This window comes from Candidatus Binatia bacterium, from assembly GCA_023150935.1.
GTDB lineage: Bacteria > Desulfobacterota > Binatia > HRBIN30 > HRBIN30 > JAKLJW01.
Genome location: JAKLJW010000060.1, coordinates 1 through 21940, shown reverse-complemented (window position 1 = coordinate 21940; position 21940 = coordinate 1). Strand labels below are relative to the sequence as shown.

At 66.1% G+C, this 21940-nt stretch carries 18 protein-coding genes and 1 pseudogene; 11 read left to right on the top strand and 8 right to left on the bottom strand.

The genetic code is table 11. The features are described 5' to 3' along the window. Positions 1–421: 421 nt before the first annotated feature. Entirely contained in the window at positions 422–3178 is a 2757-nt protein-coding gene (locus L6Q96_21815; protein ID MCK6557187.1) for a response regulator, read from the top strand. Positions 3179–3282: 104 nt separating this feature from the next. Here L6Q96_21815 and L6Q96_21810 read toward each other — a convergent pair whose 3' ends face one another. Further along, entirely contained in the window at positions 3283–3666 is a 384-nt protein-coding gene (locus L6Q96_21810; GenBank protein ID MCK6557186.1) for a hypothetical protein, read from the bottom strand. A gap of 369 nt (positions 3667–4035) precedes the next feature. On the opposite strand from L6Q96_21810, the pseudogene L6Q96_21805 reads away from it, so the two are divergent. Then, positions 4036–4884: pseudogene (locus L6Q96_21805) on the top strand (response regulator). Positions 4885–5568: 684 nt separating this feature from the next. Further along, positions 5569–6207 carry an ATP-binding protein gene (locus tag L6Q96_21800; protein MCK6557185.1) on the top strand — a complete coding sequence of 213 codons (639 nt, stop codon included), beginning with the start codon at positions 5569–5571 and terminating at the stop codon, positions 6205–6207. A 38-nt stretch (positions 6208–6245) separates the two neighbouring features. On the opposite strand, the gene recO is transcribed toward L6Q96_21800, so the two are convergent. Continuing rightward, positions 6246–7001, bottom strand: a complete 756-nt coding sequence (gene recO, locus L6Q96_21795) for a DNA repair protein RecO (protein MCK6557184.1) — start codon at positions 6999–7001, stop codon at positions 6246–6248. A gap of 122 nt (positions 7002–7123) precedes the next feature. Between recO and grpE the strand changes: the two genes are divergently transcribed. From grpE to L6Q96_21760, 7 genes are all read left to right on the top strand, one after another. Next, a complete protein-coding gene (grpE, locus tag L6Q96_21790; GenBank protein ID MCK6557183.1) occupies positions 7124–7696 on the top strand; it encodes a nucleotide exchange factor GrpE in 573 nt (190 codons plus the stop codon). Between the two features lie 106 nt (positions 7697–7802). Further along, the gene (gene dnaK / locus L6Q96_21785) at positions 7803–9737 is read left to right on the top strand and encodes a molecular chaperone DnaK (GenBank protein ID MCK6557182.1); all 1935 of its coding nucleotides are present in this window, start codon (positions 7803–7805) and stop codon (positions 9735–9737) included. Positions 9738–9931: 194 nt separating this feature from the next. Beyond that, positions 9932–11041: a molecular chaperone DnaJ gene (gene dnaJ, locus L6Q96_21780; GenBank protein ID MCK6557181.1), complete on the top strand. Its 1110-nt coding sequence runs from the start codon at positions 9932–9934 to the stop codon at positions 11039–11041. Further along, complete coding sequence (locus tag L6Q96_21775) at positions 11038–13002, top strand: ABC transporter substrate-binding protein (GenBank protein MCK6557180.1); 1965 nt, start codon at positions 11038–11040, stop codon at positions 13000–13002. The genes dnaJ and L6Q96_21775 overlap by 4 nt, the downstream gene beginning before the upstream one ends. A 31-nt stretch (positions 13003–13033) precedes the next feature. Beyond that, entirely contained in the window at positions 13034–14047 is a 1014-nt protein-coding gene (gene thiL, locus L6Q96_21770; GenBank protein ID MCK6557179.1) for a thiamine-phosphate kinase, read from the top strand. A gap of 1 nt (position 14048) precedes the next feature. After that, positions 14049–14801 carry a nickel pincer cofactor biosynthesis protein LarB gene (gene larB / locus L6Q96_21765; protein MCK6557178.1) on the top strand — a complete coding sequence of 251 codons (753 nt, stop codon included), beginning with the start codon at positions 14049–14051 and terminating at the stop codon, positions 14799–14801. A 96-nt stretch (positions 14802–14897) separates the two neighbouring features. Then, complete coding sequence (locus tag L6Q96_21760) at positions 14898–16172, top strand: acyl-CoA/acyl-ACP dehydrogenase (protein ID MCK6557177.1); 1275 nt, start codon at positions 14898–14900, stop codon at positions 16170–16172. A 469-nt stretch (positions 16173–16641) separates the two neighbouring features. On the opposite strand, the gene L6Q96_21755 is transcribed toward L6Q96_21760, so the two are convergent. Then, positions 16642–18471, bottom strand: a complete 1830-nt coding sequence (locus L6Q96_21755) for a pectinacetylesterase family protein (protein ID MCK6557176.1) — start codon at positions 18469–18471, stop codon at positions 16642–16644. Between the two features lie 159 nt (positions 18472–18630). Here L6Q96_21755 and L6Q96_21750 point away from each other — a divergent pair, with 159 nt between their 5' ends. Then, complete coding sequence (locus L6Q96_21750) at positions 18631–18876, top strand: AbrB/MazE/SpoVT family DNA-binding domain-containing protein (protein MCK6557175.1); 246 nt, start codon at positions 18631–18633, stop codon at positions 18874–18876. A 111-nt stretch (positions 18877–18987) separates the two neighbouring features. On the opposite strand, the gene L6Q96_21745 is transcribed toward L6Q96_21750, so the two are convergent. The 5 genes from L6Q96_21745 to L6Q96_21725 all read right to left on the bottom strand — a co-directional run bounded on the left by L6Q96_21745 (position 18988) and on the right by L6Q96_21725 (position 21731). Further along, positions 18988–19389, bottom strand: a complete 402-nt coding sequence (locus L6Q96_21745) for a hypothetical protein (GenBank protein MCK6557174.1) — start codon at positions 19387–19389, stop codon at positions 18988–18990. Positions 19390–20182: 793 nt separating this feature from the next. After that, positions 20183–20611, bottom strand: coding sequence for a PIN domain-containing protein (locus L6Q96_21740; protein ID MCK6557173.1), 429 nt, complete (start codon positions 20609–20611; stop codon positions 20183–20185). Further along, a complete protein-coding gene (locus L6Q96_21735) occupies positions 20608–20868 on the bottom strand; it encodes a hypothetical protein (protein MCK6557172.1) in 261 nt (86 codons plus the stop codon). The genes L6Q96_21740 and L6Q96_21735 overlap by 4 nt, the downstream gene beginning before the upstream one ends. 59 nt (positions 20869–20927) lie before the next feature. Further along, entirely contained in the window at positions 20928–21188 is a 261-nt protein-coding gene (locus L6Q96_21730; GenBank protein MCK6557171.1) for a hypothetical protein, read from the bottom strand. A gap of 228 nt (positions 21189–21416) precedes the next feature. Continuing rightward, complete coding sequence (locus L6Q96_21725; GenBank protein ID MCK6557170.1) at positions 21417–21731, bottom strand: hypothetical protein; 315 nt, start codon at positions 21729–21731, stop codon at positions 21417–21419. Positions 21732–21940: the final 209 nt, after the last annotated feature.

Below are 21940 nucleotides of genomic sequence, written 5' to 3'. Positions count from 1 at the left end.
TCGATACGCCGCCTGAGAAGACGGCGGCTACTCGGGACGAACGGCTGGGCACAGCCGTTCCATGGCCTGAAGATTTCCTTGCGCCATGCGCGCAAACGCGGAAATCAAAATCTAGCGCGGGCTGCCGCCCGCACCCCGATGCCCGCAACTCCCCGTTCGCCCCTGCCGAGCCTGTCCCTCGATACGCCGCCTGAGAAGACGGCGGCTACTCGGGACGAACGGCGGGGCACAGCCGTTCCATGGCCTGAAGATCTCTTCGCGCCGCGCGCGCAGACTCGGAAATCGTGGATCAGGAGGTCAGGAGGACAGAAGCGATAGCAGCCGTCAATTATATGGTTGTGCCGCGCGCACCTGGCGCGCCGTGGCAGGATTGCCTTCATTGCTCTGGTCATTGGCATGGCAGGTGCATAGCCGCTGAGATGTGCGCGGTAGTGAGGGCGAGGAGTCGACGGCGATTGCGGCCGGCGACGATCTGTTGAGTGCCCCGGCGGCGATGTCGGTATCGCTTGCGCCGGTGACGCCGGAGGGCGTTGCCGCCGCGGAGGCCGACACGGCTCGTGCCGAGGCGCTGGAGCGGATTCGCGCCAAGGCCAATCGGCTGGTTAGCGAACGCGGTATTCCCGGCCTGCTGATCGTTCTCGGTGCAATCGCTCTGTTTTCGGCGCGGGACTGGTGGTTCGGACTGGAGTTTGCGCATCCGCGGCTATTGATGGCCGTCCGTGTCGTGCACGGGGGAATAATTCTCGCGGTGATCTGGGCCATCCGCCGGCCGGCGTGGCAGTCGCGCACGTTGTCGCTGGCTCGTTTCGCGGTCGGTGCGGTGTGCGTGATGACCGCGCTCACCGAGACGCTCAAGGGCGACGTGCAGAGCGCGCCGCTGCTGTTCATTCCGCTGCTGATGTTCAGCGCCACCCTGATTCCCTGGGGCGGCCGTTCGCAGATCGTCCTGGCGGCGATTGCTGGGGCGGCGGCGCTGGGCAACTTCTACGCCGTCGAGGGCAATCTCGCAGGGGCGGTCAATCACGTATTCCTGGCCTTTGCGATCACGCTGATCGCATCCATTTACGCTGCCTTCGCGCTGCAGCGTAATCTGGCGAGCATCGAACTTGCCGATCTGGCTTTGCGACGTCGCGAGCAGTACTTCCGCTCGCTTATCGAGGACGCCTCCGATGTGGTCGCGGTCCTGAACGCCGACGGCACGGTCCGCTACACCGGCCCGTCGATCGCTCGGGTGCTGGGGTACAGTCCCGAAGCCGTCGTCGGTAGGAGTGTCCTGGACCTGGTGCATCCCGCGGAAAGGCAGCAGATGGCGGCCGAGTTCGTGCGGGCGCTGCAGAGTCGCGGGTTTGCCGAGACGAACGAAGTACGGATGCTGCATCGGGACGGATCGTGGCGCGTGCTGCGCGCGACGGCCGCCAATCTGCTCCACGACCAGAACGTGCAAGGCGTGGTGATCAACGCCCATGACATCACCGAACTCAGGCGCGGCGAACTCGCACTGCGCGAGGCCAAGAACACGGCGGAGGCCGCCCGGGAAGCGGCCGAAGAGGCGCGCCAGGCGGCCGAGCGGGCCAACCGGGCGAAGAGCGAGTTCGTGGCCAACATGAGCCACGAGATCCGCACCCCGATGAACGGCATCATCGGCATGACGGAACTGGCGCTGCAAACCCCGCTCAACCCGGAGCAGCGGGAGTATTTGCAGATGGTCGCGGCCTCCGGCGACGCGTTGATGACCGTCATCAACGACGTGCTCGATTTTTCCAAGATGGAGGCGGGCAAGCTGGCTCTCGATCCGGTCGAGGTCGACCTGCGCGACTGCCTTGGCGACGCGGTCCGTGCCCTCGCGCTGCGCGCGCATCTCAAAGGACTGGAGCTGGCGGTCGAGGTGAAACCCGAGGTGCCCGAGACGATTGTGGCCGACCCGCATCGGTTGCGGCAGGTCCTGAGTAACCTGGTTGGTAATGCGATCAAGTTCACCGAGCGCGGCGAGGTCGTGGTCGAGGTGGCAAGAATCGATGCGTTTGCGGGCGCATCGTCCGACACGGTGCAGTTGCAGTTCGCCGTGCGCGATACGGGCATTGGCATCCCGCCGGATAAGCGGGAAGACATCTTCTGTGCCTTCGAGCAGGGCGACGGGTCGACGACACGCAAGTACGGCGGCACCGGGTTGGGTCTGACGATCTCGCGCCGCCTGGTGGAGATGATGGGCGGCCGCCTCTGGGTCGAGAGTGCGGTCGGCGACGGCAGCGTCTTTCGCTTTACGATCTCGACCCTTGCCGCCGCCTCGGTCCCGTGCTCGCCGGCCCCGGCGGAGCGATTGCGGGAGCTGCCGGTGTTGGTGGTCGACGACAACGCTACCAATCGCCGCATCCTCAACGAGATGCTGACCCGCTGGCAGATGTGCCCGACGACGGTGGACAGCGGGCGGGCGGCACTGGGTTGTTTGATGCATGCGGCGAACGGCGGGAGGATGTTCCCGCTCGTGTTGATCGATGTACACATGCCCGAAATGGACGGTTTCGAGCTGGCCGAGCGTATCAAGCGCGTGCCGGCCTTCGCGACCGCCACCATCATGATGCTGTCGTCGGCCGACCTGGCCGGCGAGGCAGCGCGCTGTCGTGCCGTGGGTGTGGAGGCATACCTGACCAAACCGTTGCGTCAGGGCGAGTTGCTCGATGCGATGCTGGAAGTTCTGGGTCGAATCGGCCTCCCGGCGGGATCGTCTCTGCCGACTGCCGCCGACCCGGCCGAGCCGCGGCCGCTGCGCGTCCTGCTGGCCGAAGACAACGTCGTCAATCAGCGACTGGCGTCGCGACTGCTCGAGCGGCATGGCCACGCGGTGGTGGTGACTTCGAACGGTCGCGAGGCATTGGCGGCACTGGAGCGCGAGCGGTTCGACGTCGTTCTGATGGACGTGCAAATGCCGGAGATGGACGGCTTCGAGACGACGGCGGCGATTCGGGAGCAGGAACGGTGGAGCGGCGTTCACCTGCCGATCGTTGCCATGACCGCACATGCGATGAAGGGCGACGAGGAGCGCTGTCTGGCGGCTGGGATGGACGGTTACGTCTCCAAGCCGATCGATGCGTCGAGGCTATTCGAGGTTATGGCGACGCTGACCGCAGAACACGGAACTGCCGTGGAGACGATCCCGCCGCGCCGAGCGGCGGTCGGTTAGGGGCTTCCCCGGGCGCGATTTCGAAAAGCACTCTTGCCACAGAAGAGCCGGGCCCCGGAGGATTCAGCGGGCATCGAGCGCGTACACCCGCCGGCGGCCGGAGGCTACATCTCGATGCCGCCGTCGAGAAGAATCTGCAGGTGGCGCGATTCGTTTTCGAGCTTCTCGATAGTGGGCTCGATCCGCCGCAATTCGGCATCGAGTTCGGCGAAGCCGTCGCGCGCGCGACACTCGGACCGCATGACCAGGATGACCGCCCGCACCTGGCGGGCGACCTGTTCGTGGTGGGCGAACAACTGGCGTGCGACTTCACGCCCTTCCGGGGTGGCCAGGCGGTCGGTGTCGAACCGCGCCAGCATCCCATTCAACACCAGCGCCCGCCCAACCGCCGCCTCGTAGCCGTGGGCCGCCGTGTCGCAGGCGTCCGGTGCTGCCGCTGCCACAGTGGTAACGAGACTCAGGAAGACTCCCGCAATGGCCCCTGTCATTACCTGCCTCGCGATCTGGCCGCCGTTCCTGCCGCATACCGTCGGCCGCCGTTCTGAGATTTCTGTTGCAGCAATTGCCCGGCCAGACATCACACGGTCTCCATTGCCGCTCGTTCGGACGGGCGAACAGCTCGTCGAACGCACGGCGGCCGGTGGGCCAAATCTCCGACTTCTCTTTGAAAAGTGCTCAACCCGCAGAGCGTGAGTGCGCTCTAGTCGGGGGCGGCGAACTCGTGACGTGCGCCGGGATTGTCGCGTCGATTCGAGCCCACGACCGCTTACCCGGAGCAATGCGACCGACGGATGGCACAGCAAATGACATTGCAACTGCGGTTTGAGCCGGTCGCCGATTGTACTAGTTTGACTGCGATGGCGGCGATCGGATTACAGGTGGACGGTTCCGCATCTCCTTTGCAGTCTGCCTTGCGAGTGCTCGTGGTCGAGGATTCGCCGGACGAGGCATGGTTGCTAATCCGGGCCCTCGAGGCGGCCGGCTATGCCGTTGCCTGGGAGCGGGTCGATACTGCCGAGAGTCTGCGTGCGGCACTCGGTCGCGAACGCTGGGACGTGATTCTCTGCGACTATGTGCTGCCCGGCTTCGGCGGCGCCGAAGCGGTCGCGCTCGTTCAGTCGCTCGGGTGCGACGTCCCCCTGATCATCGTATCGGGTCAGGTGGGCGAGGAGTTTGCGGTGGCGGCGATGCGTGCGGGCGCGCACGATTACGTCAGCAAGGAGAATCTCGCGCGCCTCGTACCCGCGGTGGAGCGCGAGCTCCGCGACTGCAAGGCGCGGGCGGCGCGGCGCCGGTCCGAAGAGGAGAAGATGACCTTGCTGGAGATTGCCGGGGACATTGCCGGCAGTCTCGACCTGGCGACGATTTGCGAGCGCGTCCACCGTCGCGCCGCCCCGCTTCTGCGGACCCATAGGATGGTCACGTTCTGCTGGGATTCGCTGCGGCCGGCGTACCGAGCGGTGGCGATGTACAACGTGCCCGAGAGCCTGCGGGTTGCGACCACGGAGCTGGAGTTTCCCGCGGGCGATCCGCTGGTCGAGTGGCTTGCCGGTGGTCACAGCCTGATCGTCAACGACATCGAGGCCCAGAATCTTATCTCCGCCGAGATCGCCGCCCGCTTCAAACTCGAGCGATTGATCGCGGCCCCTCTGGTGGTGCAGGGGCGTGGGGTTGGGGCAGTAACGGCTCTCGGTGCGGCGGAAGACGACCCTTTCGACGCGCAGGATCTCCAGTTCCTCGAAGGCGTGGCCCGCCAGCTCGCCATGGGGTTCAGCACGGTCGAGGCCTACCGTGCCCAACAGCGCGAGGCCGAGGTGTCCGGCGCCCTGGCGCGCGTGGGCCGCGAGATCATTGCGGGGTTGGGCCGGCCCGACCTGCTGCGCCAACTCTGCCGCGTGACCACCGAGGTGCTGCACTGCGACCTGAGCCATGCGTTGCTTCTCGACGGGGCGCAGCAAACGTACCGGGTCGTGGCCGGACACGGCGATTCGCGCGAAGGCTGGGAGGAGTTGCGCGTTCTGAGCCTGCCCCGGGCGATCGCCGGCGGACTCGAGGCGAAACTCGACATGCGGGAGGTGGCTTACGTGGTCTGGGACGATCCGCAGACCAGTCTTCCGCAGGAATTCGCGATCCGGTCCGGTGTGTCGAGTACCGCGTATGCCGCGCTGCGGCGGGGCGACGAGCTGATCGGCCTCCAGACCGCGGAATACCGAGCGCCGGGAGACGGCCCGTCGACCTACGACGAGCGCATTCTGTCGGGCATCGCCTGGTTGGGATCGGTGGCTCTCGATCACGTCCGCGTCGTGGAGGAACTCGAGCGCGCCAATAGCCTCAAGACGGACTTCGTGGCGACCATGTCGCACGAGCTGCGGACGCCGCTCAACGTCATCATGGGCTACAGCGACCTGTTGCTCGAAGGCGAATACGGAGACCTGACGACGGAACAGGCAGACATCGTCCGCCGTGTCGACCGCAGCGCGGGCGAGTTGCTCGAATTGATCAACGCCACCCTCGACCTCAGTCGCCTCGAAGCCGGACGGCTGAGCCTGAAGGAACAAAGCGTCGACGTCGCCGCGCTCTTGCGCGAAATCGATCAGGAGACCCAGCCGCTGCAACAGGACAAGCCGGCGCTGGCGCTCGAATGGATCGCGCCGGCCCGCCTCCGTTCCATCCGCACCGACCGCACCAAGCTGAAGGTGGTCATCAAGAACCTGGTTACCAACGCCATCAAGTTCACCGACACCGGCGGCGTATCGATTACGGCGACACCGCGAGAGGGCGGCGTGGAAATCGCGGTCCGGGACACGGGTATAGGCATTGCCCCGCAAGACCTCGACATGATTTTCGAGCCGTTTCGACAGTTGGACAGCTCGGTGACTCGCCGTTTCAGTGGTGTCGGCCTCGGTCTCTACATCGTTCGGCGCCTCGTCGACATGTTGGGCGGCACCATCGAAGTGGAGAGCGCGGCGGGCTCGGGAAGTACCTTCCGCGTTTGGGTCAGGTCGGCCCGCAACGGCACGGAGACGTGACCGGGCTCGGCGCGGGCGGGCCGTCGGCTTGCCCGGCCCTAGCTCGCGAGCGCCGCGATCAGCTTCACCGACCGCAACGGGCGTTGCAGATGCGGCGCCAGCAGGTGGCCGAGGATCTGACCCGCCTCGTGGGCCGTGGCGCCGGTCAGCGGTAGCGATCGCGTCTCGGCGAGCGGCGTATCCTGGAGGGCGCACAGGGCAGCGAGGGTCGCCGGCGTGACCGGAACCAGCGCCTGGCCGGCGGCGCTACAACGGCCGCAAACGACGCCTCCGCGATGCGGATCGAGGAAGACCGCCGCCGCCGTGCCCACGTCCTTGCGGCAGCGGTCGCAGCTCGCCAGTTGCGGGTCGTATCCGCTGCGGTGCAGAAGGTGAAGCTCGAATCCCCGCAGGAAACTCGCCGTCGCCGCCCCGGCACGCAGAGCGTCCAGTCCGTCCCGGAGTAACTCGAACAGATCTCTAACCGGATGGCCCTCGACCGTCAGTTGGTCGACGATCTCGATCAAGTAACTGCCGTAGGCAAACTTTTTCGGGTCGATTAGGTCGCCTGCCGATTGCAGCAGGTCGCAGCGCTCGAGGAAGGCCAGACTGGCGCCGGGTCGCGTGCGGTAGTGGAGGCGGACCCGCGTGAACGGATCGAGGCAGTTGGGGAACCGCCGTCGCGAACGCTGGGCCCCCTTGCCGATGCCGGTCAGTTTTCCGGCGTCCTCCGTGAGGAAGGTGACGATCTTGTCGGACTCGCCGTAGGGGCGACTGCGCAGCACGATCGCCACCGTGGCCAGGCTCGGCGTCATGGGTGGGAACAAATCACCCGGTGGATTCCTTGACAAGGGTGCGAGAGAGCCTTAGCTGCGAGCGGGCGCCGCTGGCCCGATAGACCTGCCAGCTTCCAACCATATCGAGGAAATTACAGACGATGAGCCAACCTCCGGCCAAGGACGAGACCGCCGCCCCGGAAGGCGCGGCGGCGGCGGCCGCTCCCGTTGAGCAGCCTGTACCCGAGACGGAGATCGAGGCGCTGCGGACCGCCGTGGCGGCGAAGGACGAAGAAGCCAGGGCCAACTACGATCGCTTTCTGCGCGAGCGCGCCGAACTCGACAACTTCCGCCGCCGCATGCAGCGGGAAAAGGCGGAGGCCCTGCGCTTTGCCACGGAGCCGCTCTTGCGCGAACTGCTGCCGGTGGTCGACAACCTCGAACGCGCCCTTGCCCAGGAAGCCGGCAACGAACCCGCCCTGCGCGAGGGGGTACGCCTGGTTCTGGAAACGCTCGTGCAGGTGCTGGCCAATCACGGTGTAACCCGCATCGACGCCGTGGGCGAACCGTTCGACCCGACGCGCCACGAGGCCATGGCGCGGGTGGAAACCGATGCCTACGAGCCGAATCGCGTCGTCGATCAGCATCACCGCGGCTATCTCTTGCACGATCGGTTGCTGCGACCGGCCCTGGTGACCGTGAGCGCCCCGGCCGAGCGAAAGGCGAAAACGTGACGGCGCGGTTGCAAGCTGCTGCGCCAGTGGTTAACCCGGCGATGCGGCGTCGCCGCAAGCGCGGGATCTCAAGCAAATCGGAGAGTCCTGCCCGCGAGGGAGAGACATGGCTAAAGTGATCGGCATCGATTTGGGTACCACCAATTCCTGCGTCGCCATTATGGAGGGCGGCGAACCGAAGGTCATTCAGAACGCCGAGGGCGGGCGAACCACGCCTTCGGTCGTGGCCTTTACCGACGCCGGCGAGCGCCTCGTCGGCCAAATTGCTTACAGGCAAGCGATTACCAACCCGGACAATACGATCTTTGCCGTCAAGCGACTCATGGGGCGCCGCTACAACGACCCCCAGGTCGAGAAGGCCAGCAAAATACTGCCGTATAAGATCGTCAAAGCCGACAACGGCGATGCCTGGGTGGAAATCCGCGGCAAACACTACAGCCCCGCGGAGATCTCGGCGTTCATCCTCCAGAAGATGAAACAGACCGCCGAAGACTACCTGGGCGAAAAGGTGACCGAGGCGGTCATCACCGTGCCCGCGTATTTCAACGACAGTCAGCGTCAGGCAACCAAGGACGCCGGCCGCGTGGCCGGTCTGGACGTGCTGCGCATCATCAACGAGCCGACCGCCGCGTCGCTTGCCTACGGTCTCGACAAGAAGAAAGACGAGAAGATCGCCGTCTTCGACCTCGGCGGCGGGACCTTCGACATCTCGATCCTCGAGATCGGCGAGGGCGTCTTCGAAGTGAAGGCGACCAACGGCGATACCTTTCTCGGCGGCGAGGACTTCGATCACCGCCTCATGGGCTACCTGGCGGACGAGTTTATGAAAGACCAGGGCATCGACCTGCGGAAAGACCGCATGGCGCTGCAGCGTCTCAAGGAAGCCGCCGAGAAGGCCAAGTGCGAGCTGTCGACCTCGACCGAAACTACCATCAATCTACCCTTCATCACGGCGGATCAGACCGGCCCCAAACATCTCAATCTAAAACTCACGCGTTCCAAGCTGGAAGCCCTGTGCGCCGACCTTCTCGACCGCCTGGACGGTCCGTGCCTGACGGCGCTGAAGGACGCCGGACTGAGCGCCAGCCAGGTCGACGAGGTGGTGCTCGTCGGCGGTATGACCCGTATGCCCGCCGTGCAGGCGCACGTGAAGAAGCTCTTCGGCAAGGAACCCCACAAAGGCGTTAACCCCGACGAAGTGGTCGCGGTCGGGGCTGCCATCCAGGGCGGGGTGCTCAAGGGCGAGGTCAAAGATGTGGTCCTTCTCGACGTCACCCCGCTGTCGCTCGGCATCGAAACCCTCGGCGGCGTTTTCACCAAGCTCATCGAAAAGAACACCACCATCCCGACCAAGAAGAGCCAGGTGTTCTCGACCGCGCAGGACAACCAGTCGGCGGTGACGATCCGTGTGTTCCAGGGCGAACGGGAAATGGCCGCCGACAATAAGCTGCTTGGCCAGTTCGACCTCATCGGTATACCGCCGGCGCCGCGCGGCGTGCCGCAGATCGAGGTGACCTTCGATATCGACGCCAACGGCATCGTCCACGTCAATGCCAAGGATCTCGGTACCGGCAAAGAACAGTCCATCCGCATCACCGCCTCCAGCGGTCTCGCCGAGGAGGAAATCAAGCGCATGGTGAAGGACGCCGAACTGCACGCGTCCGAAGACCACAAACGGCGCGAGACCGCCGAGGCCCGCAATCACCTCGACAGCCTTGTCTATCAAACCGAAAAGGCCCTCAAGGACCACGAACAGGATGTCGATGCCTCAACCAGGGGGGACATCGAACGCGCCCTGGAGGCGGCGAAGAAGGAACTCGAGGGCGGCGACGCCGACGGTATGCGCAAGGCGACGGAGGATCTGACGAAGGCGTCGCACAAACTTGCCGAGATGATGTACGCGCGTGCATCGAAGGCGTCGGCCGGCGCCGAGAGCGGCGGCCCCGACACCTCGGGTGGAGCTGCCGGCGGCGGCGAGTCGGCGAAACCCGGTGGCCGGGACGATGCGGTCGATGCCGACTTCGAGGAAGTCAAAGGCTGATCGGCCGCGCCGACCGGTGCGGAGATGCTCTGCGGCGAAAGCCCTCCCCTCGACTGCGGGGGAGGGCTTTCCTATTCTAGCCGCCTGGCGTGACCGACACGGAACGCGGTGGCCACAGCGGGCTTGCAACTTGCCGCCCCGCCGCACGGGCAACCGCCGTCCGGTGAGCACGAGCGCCCGCACAGGAGGCAGCGGTGGCGCATAAGCGCGACTATTATGACGTTCTCGGCGTGGCCCGAGGCGCCGGCGACGATGAGATCAAGAAGGCTTACCGTCGACTGGCGATGAAGTTCCATCCCGACCGCAATCCGGGAGACAAGGCCGCCGAGGAGAAGTTCAAGGAAGCCTCCGAGGCGTACCAGGTGTTGAGCGACCCCGACCGGCGCGCCCAGTACGATCGCTTCGGTCACGCCGCCTTCGAGCAGGGCGCCGGCGGCTTCGACTTCAGTACGGCCGGGTTCGAAGACGTCATCAGCGACCTCTTCGGCGATTTCTTCGGTGGTGGCGGCGGTCGCGGTCGCAGAGGTGCCCGCCGCGGCGAGGACCTGAGATACGACCTCGAAATCACGTTCGAAGAAGCGGTGTTCGGGATGGAAAAGACGATCAAGGTGCCGCGACTGAGTCGCTGTGACGGCTGCGGTGGCACGGGCGCGCGGGGCGGTACGCCGCGCACCACTTGTTCGTCTTGCCGCGGCTCGGGGCAGGTTCGCTTTCAGCAAGGGTTCTTCACGATCGCCAAGACCTGCGGCGAGTGCGGGGGGCAGGGCACCGTCGTCAAGGATCCATGCCGGTCCTGCGGCGGGGCCGGCGTGACGCAGACCAGCCAGTCGCTGAGCGTGAAGATCCCCGGTGGTGTCGATACGGGCTCCCGGCTCAAACTGCGCGGTGAGGGCGAAGCCGGCCGGGGAGGCGGCCCGCCCGGTGACCTCTACGTGGTCATCGGCGTCCGGGATCATCCGTTGTTCGCCCGGCAAGATCTCGACATTGTCTGCGACGTGCCCATCACCTTTCCCCAGGCTACCCTCGGCGCCGAAATCGAGGTGCCCACGCTCGAAGGCAAAGTGCGCATGAAGATTGCCGCCGGAACGCAGTCGGGTACCGTGTTTCGCTTGAAAGGGAAGGGCGCGCCGAGTCTGCGCGGCGGCGGCCGTGGCGATCAGTTGGTCCGCGTACTCATCGAAACGCCGCGCAAATTGACGGCGCGCCAGCGCGAACTCCTCGAAGAGTTTGCGCGCAGCAGCGGTGACGAGGTAAACCCGCTTTCGAAGGGATTCTTCGAAAAGGTCAAGGAGATGTTCGGGTGAATCGTTTACCCTTGCGGGTCGGGATCGCCGTCGCCGTCTGCATGGTCGCCGGTACCGGGCTTACAGCTTGCAGTCCGCAGCCGAGCATAAGCGGGGTTCCGCCGGAGCCGCCCCCGGCCGTGCGTCGGGGCGACGAGGCATTTCGCTATCAGGATTACGACCGCGCCATCGATGCGTATGGATCGTACCTGGAAAAGGTGCGGACCGGGCCGTACACCGCGGTGGCGGAATACAAGAGCGCTCTGGCTGCCTACCGCCTGAAACGATACGACCAGACGCTCTACATCCTCGACGATCTCGACAGCCGCTATCCCGAAGGCAAGTGGATGCAGGTCGATGCCCTGCGCGGCGATGCTGAACGTGCGCTCGGTCGAAACATGCTTGCCATTCGCGCGTGGGCCGATGCCTGGGAGCTGGCGGGGCCCGAAGACCGGGAGAGACTGGCACGGCGCTTTCAGGGGGTTGCCCGCGCGATGGACGTGCAACAGCTCGCCGAAGCCCGGACTTTCGTTGACAACGAGGACGTGCGCGATCTGTTGTACCCGCAAGGCCCGGCCATCCCGGTCATCGCCGAGCCGCTGCACGAACCGGATGACGAGGCGGCCGCAGTTGCCTCGGGACGCCGCGGTCAAACCCCGCCAAAGCGGGTGGATGTGCCCGAGGATGATGACGCGGCGGCGTGGGCGCCGCCGCCCGACCTTGCCGAGTTACCGACCTCCAAACCGGCCGCCGTCGCGCCCGTTCCGTCTCTGGCGTCGAGCCCGGCGGCGCGGGTGAAGGTGCCCGTGCCAACCTCGCCGGTCGTGGCGATAGTTACCCCCGCCCCGACGGCCACGGCACAGGTGCCGCCGACTCCGGATCTGCTGCCGCCCACACCGCTGGCCGCGCCGTCCGTGCCGGTGCCGGTCGAGCCGGTGGAGGTGGCGTCCCTACCGTCGAGTCCGCCGGATACGGCGATCGACCGGGCCGACGCCCGCGTCGGAGTGCTTCTCCCCGTCAACGGCCCCCACGCAGCCGCCGGCAAAGCGGCATGGCAGGCCATTCGACTGGCGTTCGGCGACGCCGCATCGCGACTGGTTCTCGTGGACACGGGAGCCGGGAATGTGCGCGTGGACATCGACAAGCTGTGGGGCAACCCCGATGTCGTGGCGGTCATCGGCCCGTTCGAAGCGGCCGGAAATCCCGAGGCCGGTGCTCCCGTTGACGGTCTTCCGGCGCTCGTGCTGCCGGGTGCGCCGGACACAGGACCGGCGCAGTTATCGCTTGGCGCCTCGCGGGTCGACCTCCTCGGTCCGTTGCTGCGGTACGCAACCGCGGTCGTGCAGATCCGGCGCTTCGCCATTCTGTATCCGGATACGCCGATCGGCCGCACGGCACGCGACGCGATCGCGAATGCCGTGGATAATCTCGGCCGGACCGTTGTCGGTACGGTGGGCTATCCCGCCGGGGGCGATGCCGTCGCCGTTGCGGGGGGCCGTCTGATCGATTGGCGCGAGAAGGACAACCTGGACGCCGTCTTCCTTGCCGACGACGTGGCGCCGGCGCGGGCACTGGCGACCTTCCTGCGCCGGGAGATGCCCGACGTGACGTTGCTCGGCGCGGCGCAGTGGGATGCTCTCGCTGACGGTGGCGTGGCGACGGACGGCATCCTTTTCGCCGAGTCGTTCTATCCCGGCAGTACCCGGCCCGCCACGCGCGATTTCGTGGTCGCGTACGACGCCGCCTACGGGGGGCAACCCGGTGGCCTTGCGGCGCAGGCCTATGACGTTGCCACCGTGGCTCGGCGCGCTCTGGCGCTCGGCGTCGACTCTCGTTCGGCGATGCGCGAGCGAGTCCGCGAGGTCGGTGCCGTCAATGGCGCCACCGGGCTTGTCGAGGTCGGCGAGGAGGGGCTCAGCCGGCCCGGCTTTGTCCTGCAGGTCTACGACGGCAAACTCGCCGAGGTTGGCCGGTCGAGTTGAGACTGACCGGCCTGGCCATCGCAGGGCACGGATGTCCCGGTCCCGTACCATCGGCGAGGTCGGCGAATTCGGTTTTCTCGCGCGATTGCTGCCACGAGTCCCGGCTGGTGCCGGCGTTCTGGTTGGTCCCGGTCAGGATTGTGCCGTTGTCTGCTGCCGTAGCGCGACGTTTCTGTTTACGGTCGACGCGCTCGTCGAGGGAGTTCATTTCGACTGGCGCTGGATGACCCCGCGGCAGGTGGGCCGCAAGGCATTTCTGGTCAACGCCAGCGACATCGCCGCGATGGGGGGGCGGCCACGGTTCTGCGTTCTCGCGCTCGGCACACCGGCGCGCACTCCGATCGCTACCCTGGAGGCGATTCAACGCGGCCTTGTCGAGGCGGCGCGGGCATGCGGTGCCGTCGTTGTCGGTGGAAACGTGGCGCGAACTGCCGAGGTTACCCTGTCGGTAGCCCTGATCGGCGAGGCGCCGCGCCGCCTTGTGACGCGTGCCGGAGCGCTTCCCGGCGACCGCATCTACGTGAGCGGGACGGTTGGCGATGCCGCGCTCGCCGTGCGCGAGTTGCAGGCCCGGCCGCCGCGGCGGCCGCCGCCGGCGTTGCGGCGGCGACTCGTGGAGCCGCAGCCGCGGCTTGCGGCAGGGCGCTGGTTGGTAGAGTCTGGTGTCGCCACGGCCATGATCGACATCAGCGACGGATTGGTGCAGGACATCGGCCACCTGTGCGCCGCCAGCAGGGTTGGCGCCGTGCTGCACGCCGCTGCCCTGCCACTGTCGGCAGCGTACAGGCGCGTCTGTGGAACCGACCCGACGCCGGCGCTGTGCGGCGGCGAAGACTACGAGCTCGCCTTTGCGGTCGCTCCGCGGCATGCTCGACGGGTCGATGCCGCTTCGGCGCGACTCGGCTGTCCGCTCACGCACGTCGGTGACATCGTGCGGGGACGCGGCGTCGACGTGCTCGATGACGCCGGCAGACCCTTGCGCATCGAGGCGCCCGGATGGGATCACTTCACCGGCGCTCGCGGGCGGGCGAATCGAGGGCGTTAGAATGAACCCGGAGCGTTTACGCGAGATCCTCGGCGCCGTCGGTGCGGGCAGACTCGGTGCCGACGAGGCCTTCGAGCAGCTCAAAGCGCTGCCGTTCGAGGACCTCGGCTTTGCCAAGGTCGACCACCACCGCGCTCTGCGCACCGGGTTTCCGGAGGTGATCTTTGGCGAGGGTAAGACGGCCGAGCAGATCGTGCAGATCGCCCGCAGTCTCAACGACGGCGCCCATAATGTCCTCGTCACCCGCCTCGACGCCGACAAGGGGGCGCGGCTACGCGAGGCGTTCCCCGCCGCGACTTACGACGCGAGCGCACGGCTGGCGACGATCGTTTACGCGCCGCCGCCCATGGTCGGCCGCGGCATCGTTGCGATCGTTGCGGCCGGCACCGCGGATCTGCCGGTGGCGCAGGAGGCGGCGGTAACCGCCGAGTTGCTGGGTAATCGGGTCGAGCGCATTCACGACGTGGGGGTGTCCGGCATCCACCGCCTGTTCGCCCATCGCGAGCAGTTGCGTCAAGCCACCGTGCTGGTTGTCGTTGCGGGCATGGAGGGCGCGCTGCCGAGCGTGGTTGCGGGACTCGTCGACCGACCGGTGATCGCGGTGCCGACGAGTGTGGGGTACGGCGCCAGTTTCGGTGGTCTTGCCGCGTTGTTGGCGATGCTCAACTCGTGCGCGGCCGGCGTTACGGTGGTGAACATCGATAACGGCTTCGGCGCCGGAGTGGCGGCGAGTTTGATTAATCGGGAGTCCTGAGGTCTTGAGGTCTTGAGGTCTTGAGGTCTTGAGGTCTTGAGGTCCTGGGGTCCTGGGGTCCTGAGGTCCTGGGGGATTGAGGGCACGGAGGCGACGATGAATGAGTTCATGCTCGATGAGGCGGCGCTGGCGGTTCAACTGAAAGCGCGGGAGTTCGTGCGGGACGAGGTGGATCCGGAATACCTGCGGCGTATGGATCGCGACGAGATCCATTATCCGCGCGAGCTGTACGAAGGGTATGCGCGGCACGGATTGCTTGGCCTGCGCTTCCCGAAGCGATACGGCGGCCAGGACCTGAGCTGGGTGGCCGAGTGCGCGGCGATGCAGGAGATCGGCGTGCTGGGCATGGCGGCGGGCTGTTCGTACGTCATGCCGTCGATCGTCGGCGAAGCGCTGAGCGTCTTCGGCACCGAAGAACAGAAGGAGCGTTACCTCGCGCCCATGCTGCAGGGCCGACTGGTGGCGGCCGAAGCGCTCACCGAACCGCGTGGCGGATCGGACTTCTTCGGCGCCAGCAGTCGTGCCGAGGACCGCGGCGACCATTTCGTCGTGCGCGGCATGAAGCGTTTCATCGTCGGCGCCGAAGGGGCGGACTTTTTCCTGGCGTACGTGCGGACCAACCTCGCCGATGACGCGCCACCGCACGAGCGGATCAGCGCCCTGCTCGTCGATCGCGGCCCCGGCGTCGAGGTGAAGTACCGATACGGCCTCATGGGTACCCGCGGCGGCGGCACCGGACGCGTCGTGTTCCGCGACGTCGTGGTGCCGAAAGCCAACTTGATTGGGCCTCTCCACGGCGGCGCCCTGGTCTTCAATACGATGATGATTCCGGAGCGCCTGACCAGCGCCGGTCCGTGTCCGGGTATGATGCAGGCTTGCCTCGACGTTGCCATGCACTACGCCGATCGGCGCAAGGCGTTCGGCAAGCCGATACGCAAGTTCCAGGCCGTGAGTTTCATGATCGCCAGGGCGCAGGTGCTGATCGATGCCAGCCGCGCCATGATCTTTCAGGCAGCCCGCGCCGCCGACGTCGGGGCGCCGAACGTGCGCCGCATCGTCTCCGAGACCAAGCAGTTCGTTACCGAAGCCGCCTGGGATGCCATCAACCTCACGATGCAGGTCACCGGCGGTATCGGCTACACCGACGTGTATCCGATCGAGCGCGCCGTGCGCGACGTGCGCCTGGCGCAGATCTGGACGGGTACCAACGAGATCATGAGCGCCATGATCCAGCACGATCTTTACGGGGAGTTCCGCGACCGCCGCGGCCGCCATCGCGACTTCGAACGCGACGCCATGCACGCCGCCGACGACAGCGAGAAGATCTACGACGACGACGACATGTGGAAGGTGTACGAGCGAAAGGGGTGAGTTGGGGGCGTGGGGGCGTGAGGGCCTGAACTCTAGCCGCCCTTTCAGGGCTCGGTGTCCGCGCTCGCCTTGACCCGGGGCAACGCCCCGGGGAACGATTCGAAGACCGAAAACCGAACCCCCGAAAGGGCGTCATGCGACGGCGAGCCACATCGCACCGGGGCCTGCACACAGAATGGCCGGCGTCCTTTCGCAAAAGAACCGTCGCTTAAGAGCGGAGTTATGGCCCGAGCCGGAAGGTACCCACAGATTCTGTTGAGGAGACAAATTTCGGCATGCGGATTTCGGATTGCGGACGAAGGATTCATGAGTTCCGCAATCCGCATTCCGCAATCCGCAATGGGTTGCGGGCGAAGCCCGCGCTGAGTTCATCTGCGCCATCTGCGGACCCCGGGTTTATTGTCACATCAGGGTTAACTGACCGGCATTGGCGCTAGCACCGGGCTGCGGGCCGGTGGTGCGCTCCGTCTCAGTCCACCGTACAGGGAAACGGGTTGACGCCGGGGTAGTCGACGCCGAGCGTGCCGGACTCCACCCGGTCGGTGACGCCGTCGGGGTCGGCAAACGCGCCGCCCAGCCAGTCGCGTAACAGCGTGCCGTCGGCGGCGACCGTGTTGAATTCCCCGCCTGCCACCATGCCGTGGATCGACGTCGACTGAGCGCCGAGGAAGCTGTGCAGGCCGACCATTCCCTGGATAGCGCAGTAGCTGGCGCGCAACGTGTTGACCCACGCGGCTGTCGACGAGAAGAACGTCGTGCCTACCTGCACGCTGTCGATCTGGTTGGTGATCGTCAGGACTTGCTGCTCCTGGGTCCCCTTCAGGCGAGGCTGCGTCGCTACCAGCAGGTTGGTGAAGATCTCCGTGCATTCGGCCGAGAAGCAGTACGGTGGCAGATAGGGCCGGACCCCCCAGCCGGCGGGCGGGTCGGGCAGGGCGATGACCGCTCCCAGCCCGATGACTCCGGCGACCGTGCCGTTGTCCATGCCGAGCCCCGAGTCGGGAGCGGCTGTGGTGTGGACCCAGCGCAGGTCGTCGAGCGCGTAGTGATAGTTGTACGCGGCGCCGTAGCCGCCGGCCGATCCCCCGGTGAGAAGTACGGTCATGCGGTCGGGCCGAAAGCCGTCGGGATCGCTGGCGTCCATTATCGACCAGACCACGTCGCGCAGGTAGCGCAGGCTCGCTCGGGTGTTGAGGGCGCCGAAGCGCTCCACGGTTTGCGCCCCGTACACGCTCGTAGCGCCGCCGCCGATGTGCAGGTCCTGAGTGCAGTACGGCAAGTACACCTTGGTCCAATCGCGGAACGGGTTGGTTGAGGCCGTGCTCGACATCGCACCACCCGAGACCATGCCGTCGCTGAGCGCTTCGAAATAGTCCGAACCGCGCGAGCCACAGGTGGCGGCGTCGTAACAGACGCCGCCGCCTTGCATGTACACCACGACCTTCTCGACTGGCGATCCGGTCGGTGCGAGTCGCAGCCTGAAGGCATAGTCACTGCCGTCGCCGCAACGGGTTCCCCACTCCGTGGAGTTGAGCACGACCTGCGTGTTGGTTGCGCGTGGCGGCACGGGCACGCTGGCGCGGGGGCCGCAATCGAGGGTGAGAGGGGCCGTCGCGCCGTGGGCGGTGGCGACGAGACCGCGCGCCTGAGCCGATGCGCGCGCGGTGAAAGTGGCGGCATCGACGGCAACCAGCTCCTGCAGACTGGGGCACTTGCGGCTGATGCTCGTGGTGCTTGCCGCTTCGCGGCTGGCAAGCCTGGCGTTGACCCGGGTGGCGTCGCACGGCCTACCTCTGTGTTCGTTCAGCAGGCATCTGCTCTGAGTGCGGAGCGCCGACTCGATGTGCTTTCGCCCTTTCGTGAAGGCGAAGTCGAGACAGGACCGATCGCTCGGGTTGGTGCTGCGAACTGCCGCGTGCGGGCCGCCGAACGAGCGGGCTTCGAGGCTGGCGATGGCGCTCTTGCAGGCTTCCTGCAGGCGGGCGATCAAACCGGCCGGGGTCAGCGCGGCGCTGTAGCCCGCGGCGGTGACCGTGGCGGTGTCGGGGCATTTCAGCATCGCCATCGCCGCGACGGTCGCCAGCGAGGTGGCGATCGCTGCGTCGCCCGGGGTGCATGTGGCGCCGGTGTCGCGATAACAGGCGAGGGTGCGCTTGCCGACCGCGGCCACGCAGGTACGCAATCGATCCGTGGCGGCCTTCTCGCAAGCTTGTCCGGGCGTCAACGCCCGGGCGGCAGGCAGGTGGAGCGCGCTGAGGAGCACGAGTGCCAGCGGCACTCTCCGTACGAGCATCGACATAGGTCAAGCCTCCGCGTTTCCGTGGACGAAATGAGAAGGTGCATACACTCCCGGCTCGAATTTGGCGAGGGCGACAAGGCCGACTCCACGCGCGCCTTGCGCCGGGCGACGTAGAGGGTAATACTCTTACCGACGGTTGGTATTACGATGGAGATGTTCATGCGTGTCACCAGCAAGGGCCAAGTGACGATTCCCCAGGAGATTCGCGAGAAGGCGCACCTGCTGCCCGGCAGCGAGGTCGAATTCGAGTACCGCCGCGGGCAGGTGATTCTCCGGACGCGCGGCAAGGCCACGACGCGCGGGGAGCGGGCCATCGCGCGGGCCCGCGGCGCGGCCGACAACCCCCGCTTCAAGGGCTGGACAACCGATCGAATCATGCAAGTTCTGCGCGGGGATGGAGAATGAAGGGCCTGCCGACCTCCGGACCGGTGCTCGTGGACAGCGATGTCCTGATCGATATCTTCGAGGAGGATCCGCGCTGGCGGAATTGCCGCTCCTCACCCGCGATCCGCGCCGCTATCGGGAGTACTTCCCGAAACTCAGATTGATCGCCCCGGACGGTGCCCCGTGAGTCGGCCGCCCGTTCGGTAGTACCTGAATCGACTGCAAGACCTGCGCAGGGTTTCCCGCACCCATCGGGAGAGCGTTGTTCGCAAGGCGTTCAAGGATCTGCTGAAAGGGTGCGCTCGCTTGCACGACCTCGTCTTCGTTCCGGAATACGAACTCGCGACGCTCGCCAAGGGTCGCCGCTACGTCGACGGCGCTCTGCTGCACGCCGTGCGAGTACCGTTCGGGTATTGGGAGGCCAGGGACGAGAAGCACGATCTCGACGCCGAGATCGTGCACAAGCTGCGCCGTGGTTATCCGGCGGTGTACCTGCTCGAGCCGGAGGAACTCCGCCATAGTGTAGCCGCTCATGAAACGAGTGCGTCACCGGGGCGACCGCGTTTTCGCGAGGTCGGAAGAATGGAAAACCGGAGACCGGAGACCGGAAACCGGTCAGCAGATCGGACTGCCGCTGTGTTGACCAGTTTTCCGTTTCCTGTTTCCGGTCTTCCATCTTCTTCTCCGTGGGAAATTGGGGTGAGTGGGACCGGGGTGGCCAAGCGCAATGGCGACCGGCCATCGGTATCGGCATCGGTATCGGCATCGGTATCGATCCGATTCCCTCGATCCCGATAACGATTCCGACCCCGACCCCGCAGAGAGGACCGCGTTTTCATCGTCTTGCGACGACCGCCACGTCATGGGCACTAGCGAGAAAGTCCCCCAAGACCCCAAGACCTCAAGACCTCAAGACCCCAAGACCTCAAGACCTCAAGACCTCAAGACCTCAAGACCTCAAGACCTCAAGACCTCAAGACCCCAAGACCTCAAGACCTCAAGACCTCAAGACCTCAAGACCCCAAGACCCCAAGACCCCAAGACCTCAAAGACCCCAAACCCTCCTCCACCACCCCCCCCTCGCACGGTCCGAGTCGCACCGCTGCGGCGCCGAGGGCGCCCTCGCTGCGATCCGGGTCGGTCGATAGCGACAAGTGCGCGCCGCCGAGGCCGGGGAGATGCACGGTGCGCCCCTCGCTCGCGAAGTTCAGCGCCACCACGCACCGGCTCGATCCGTGCTCGCGGCGGCCGCCATTCCCCTCGTCCCTACGATCGCCCCTTCGCAGCCCGTATACAGCGCGGACAAAGCGGGATGGCTCTGTCGGATTCAGGCCAACGGGTCGAACAGTCGTAAGCCGGGCACGCGCGTGAAACTCCGATCGTGCGTCCAGAGCTCCGACGCGCCGTGCTCGAAGACGGTGAGCGCGATCTGCAGATCGAAGACCCGTACGCCCGCCACCTCCATATCGGACGCGAACTGAAGCAGCCGCGTCGCGAACCCCGTTCGCGGTACCCAGACCTGCATGGCCGCATCCGTTTCCAGGGCGGCGAGGAACGCGCTTGCTTCCCGGCCGGTCGACGGGCGCGGAGCGGCGCCGTGCGTGACGACGCTCCAGAATTCGGCGACGCTCGCAAGCGCGATACCCCACCCGCGCGGGTCGCCGCTGGCCCGCTCGATGGCGCGCCGCGCACGCCGATGCTCGGGCAGGCTGCTCCGATGGGCGTACACGAGCAGGTTCGTGTCGACTGCGATCACGGGTTGCGCCGGAGCCACTCGTGCATCTGCTCCCGATTCGCCACGTCCAGACCCGGCGCCAGCGCACCCTTCACCGTCACCCAGCGGATACGCGGACGGGCCTGGCGTTTGGTCGCGGGGACTTTCCGTCCGCTTCCCGAGGCGAGCTGTGCGCGGAGCCCCTCCGTCACGAGTGCGCGCAGCGGGCGGCGGAGCTCGGCCGCACGCTTCTTGGCCTCCACCAGCAGCTCCTCGGGGATATCGAACGTGGTTTTCATACGGATAGCCATATTGCAGTAAATACTGCTCGTCAAGTACCCTCCCTCTCACGGCATCTTCAGAAGCCACAGAAGTCGTTCCAGTACGGGTCCTTCATGACGTTCATGTAGATGTGGCCGTCGAGCCCCTTGGCGATCAGAATGACGCACTCATTGAAGGTCGCGGTGGCGGGGGCCGTGTCGGTATCGAGGCCCAGGACCGGGGTCCAGCCTCGCCACGCTGGCTCTGCGGTTTGCGGGCGGGTACGGTACCAGTTGGCGGCAATGACGTTGTCCGGGGTGGTCGCGAACAGGTACACCCCACGGTCGATGACCGGCACGCTTGTCAGCGCAACGCCCCGAAAGTCAGTCGGGGGCCAGAACGGTGGGTGAGGAATGGGGGCCCAGGTCGGGGCCGTGTCGCTCTGGAAATACAGCCAGTTGTCGTCGCCGTTGTGGAACCTGAAGATCTCGGTGGTGTCGATTCCAACCAGGTGTTGGTAAATTCCGGCGGCGGCGGGGGAAATATTGGTGGTCGCGCCACCGGATGGAACCTCCGACCAGCCGGTTTACGTCATCAGAGAGAGCCTGTACTCGCTCTGGTAGATTCGGCGACCGCCTACCCCCTTCGCCAGGACCGTCGCCGTGTCACCGTCTTGCGCCGACACAGACAGCGTCGCTCCGACAACGGACGGTGCCGCCGCGGGGAACGCGATAGTCGCGTCCTTCGACACCCACACGAACTTGCTCGTCCTGCCGTTGTTCGAGATCGACAGCGTCGTCCCCGGCAGCGGATAGTCCGCCGCTCGCGCTAACGAGCCACTCATGGCAACGATCGCCACCGCACCCGCCACGGTCCCTCGCTTCACTGCCCCGGCGATCATCCTATCTTCCCTCCGGTTTTCGCCCACGTAGGCGAGCGGGGTCGGGATCGGAGTGGGTATCGGAATCGATTCCAACGGCAACGTGTCCGGCAAGTTCGGCGTTGCGTTCGACTCCGATACCGATACCGATACCGACGCCAATACCGGCTCCGACCACAGCGGATATCCGGTATAAACGCCGTGTTTGACGTAAGATCAATTCTCGGGCG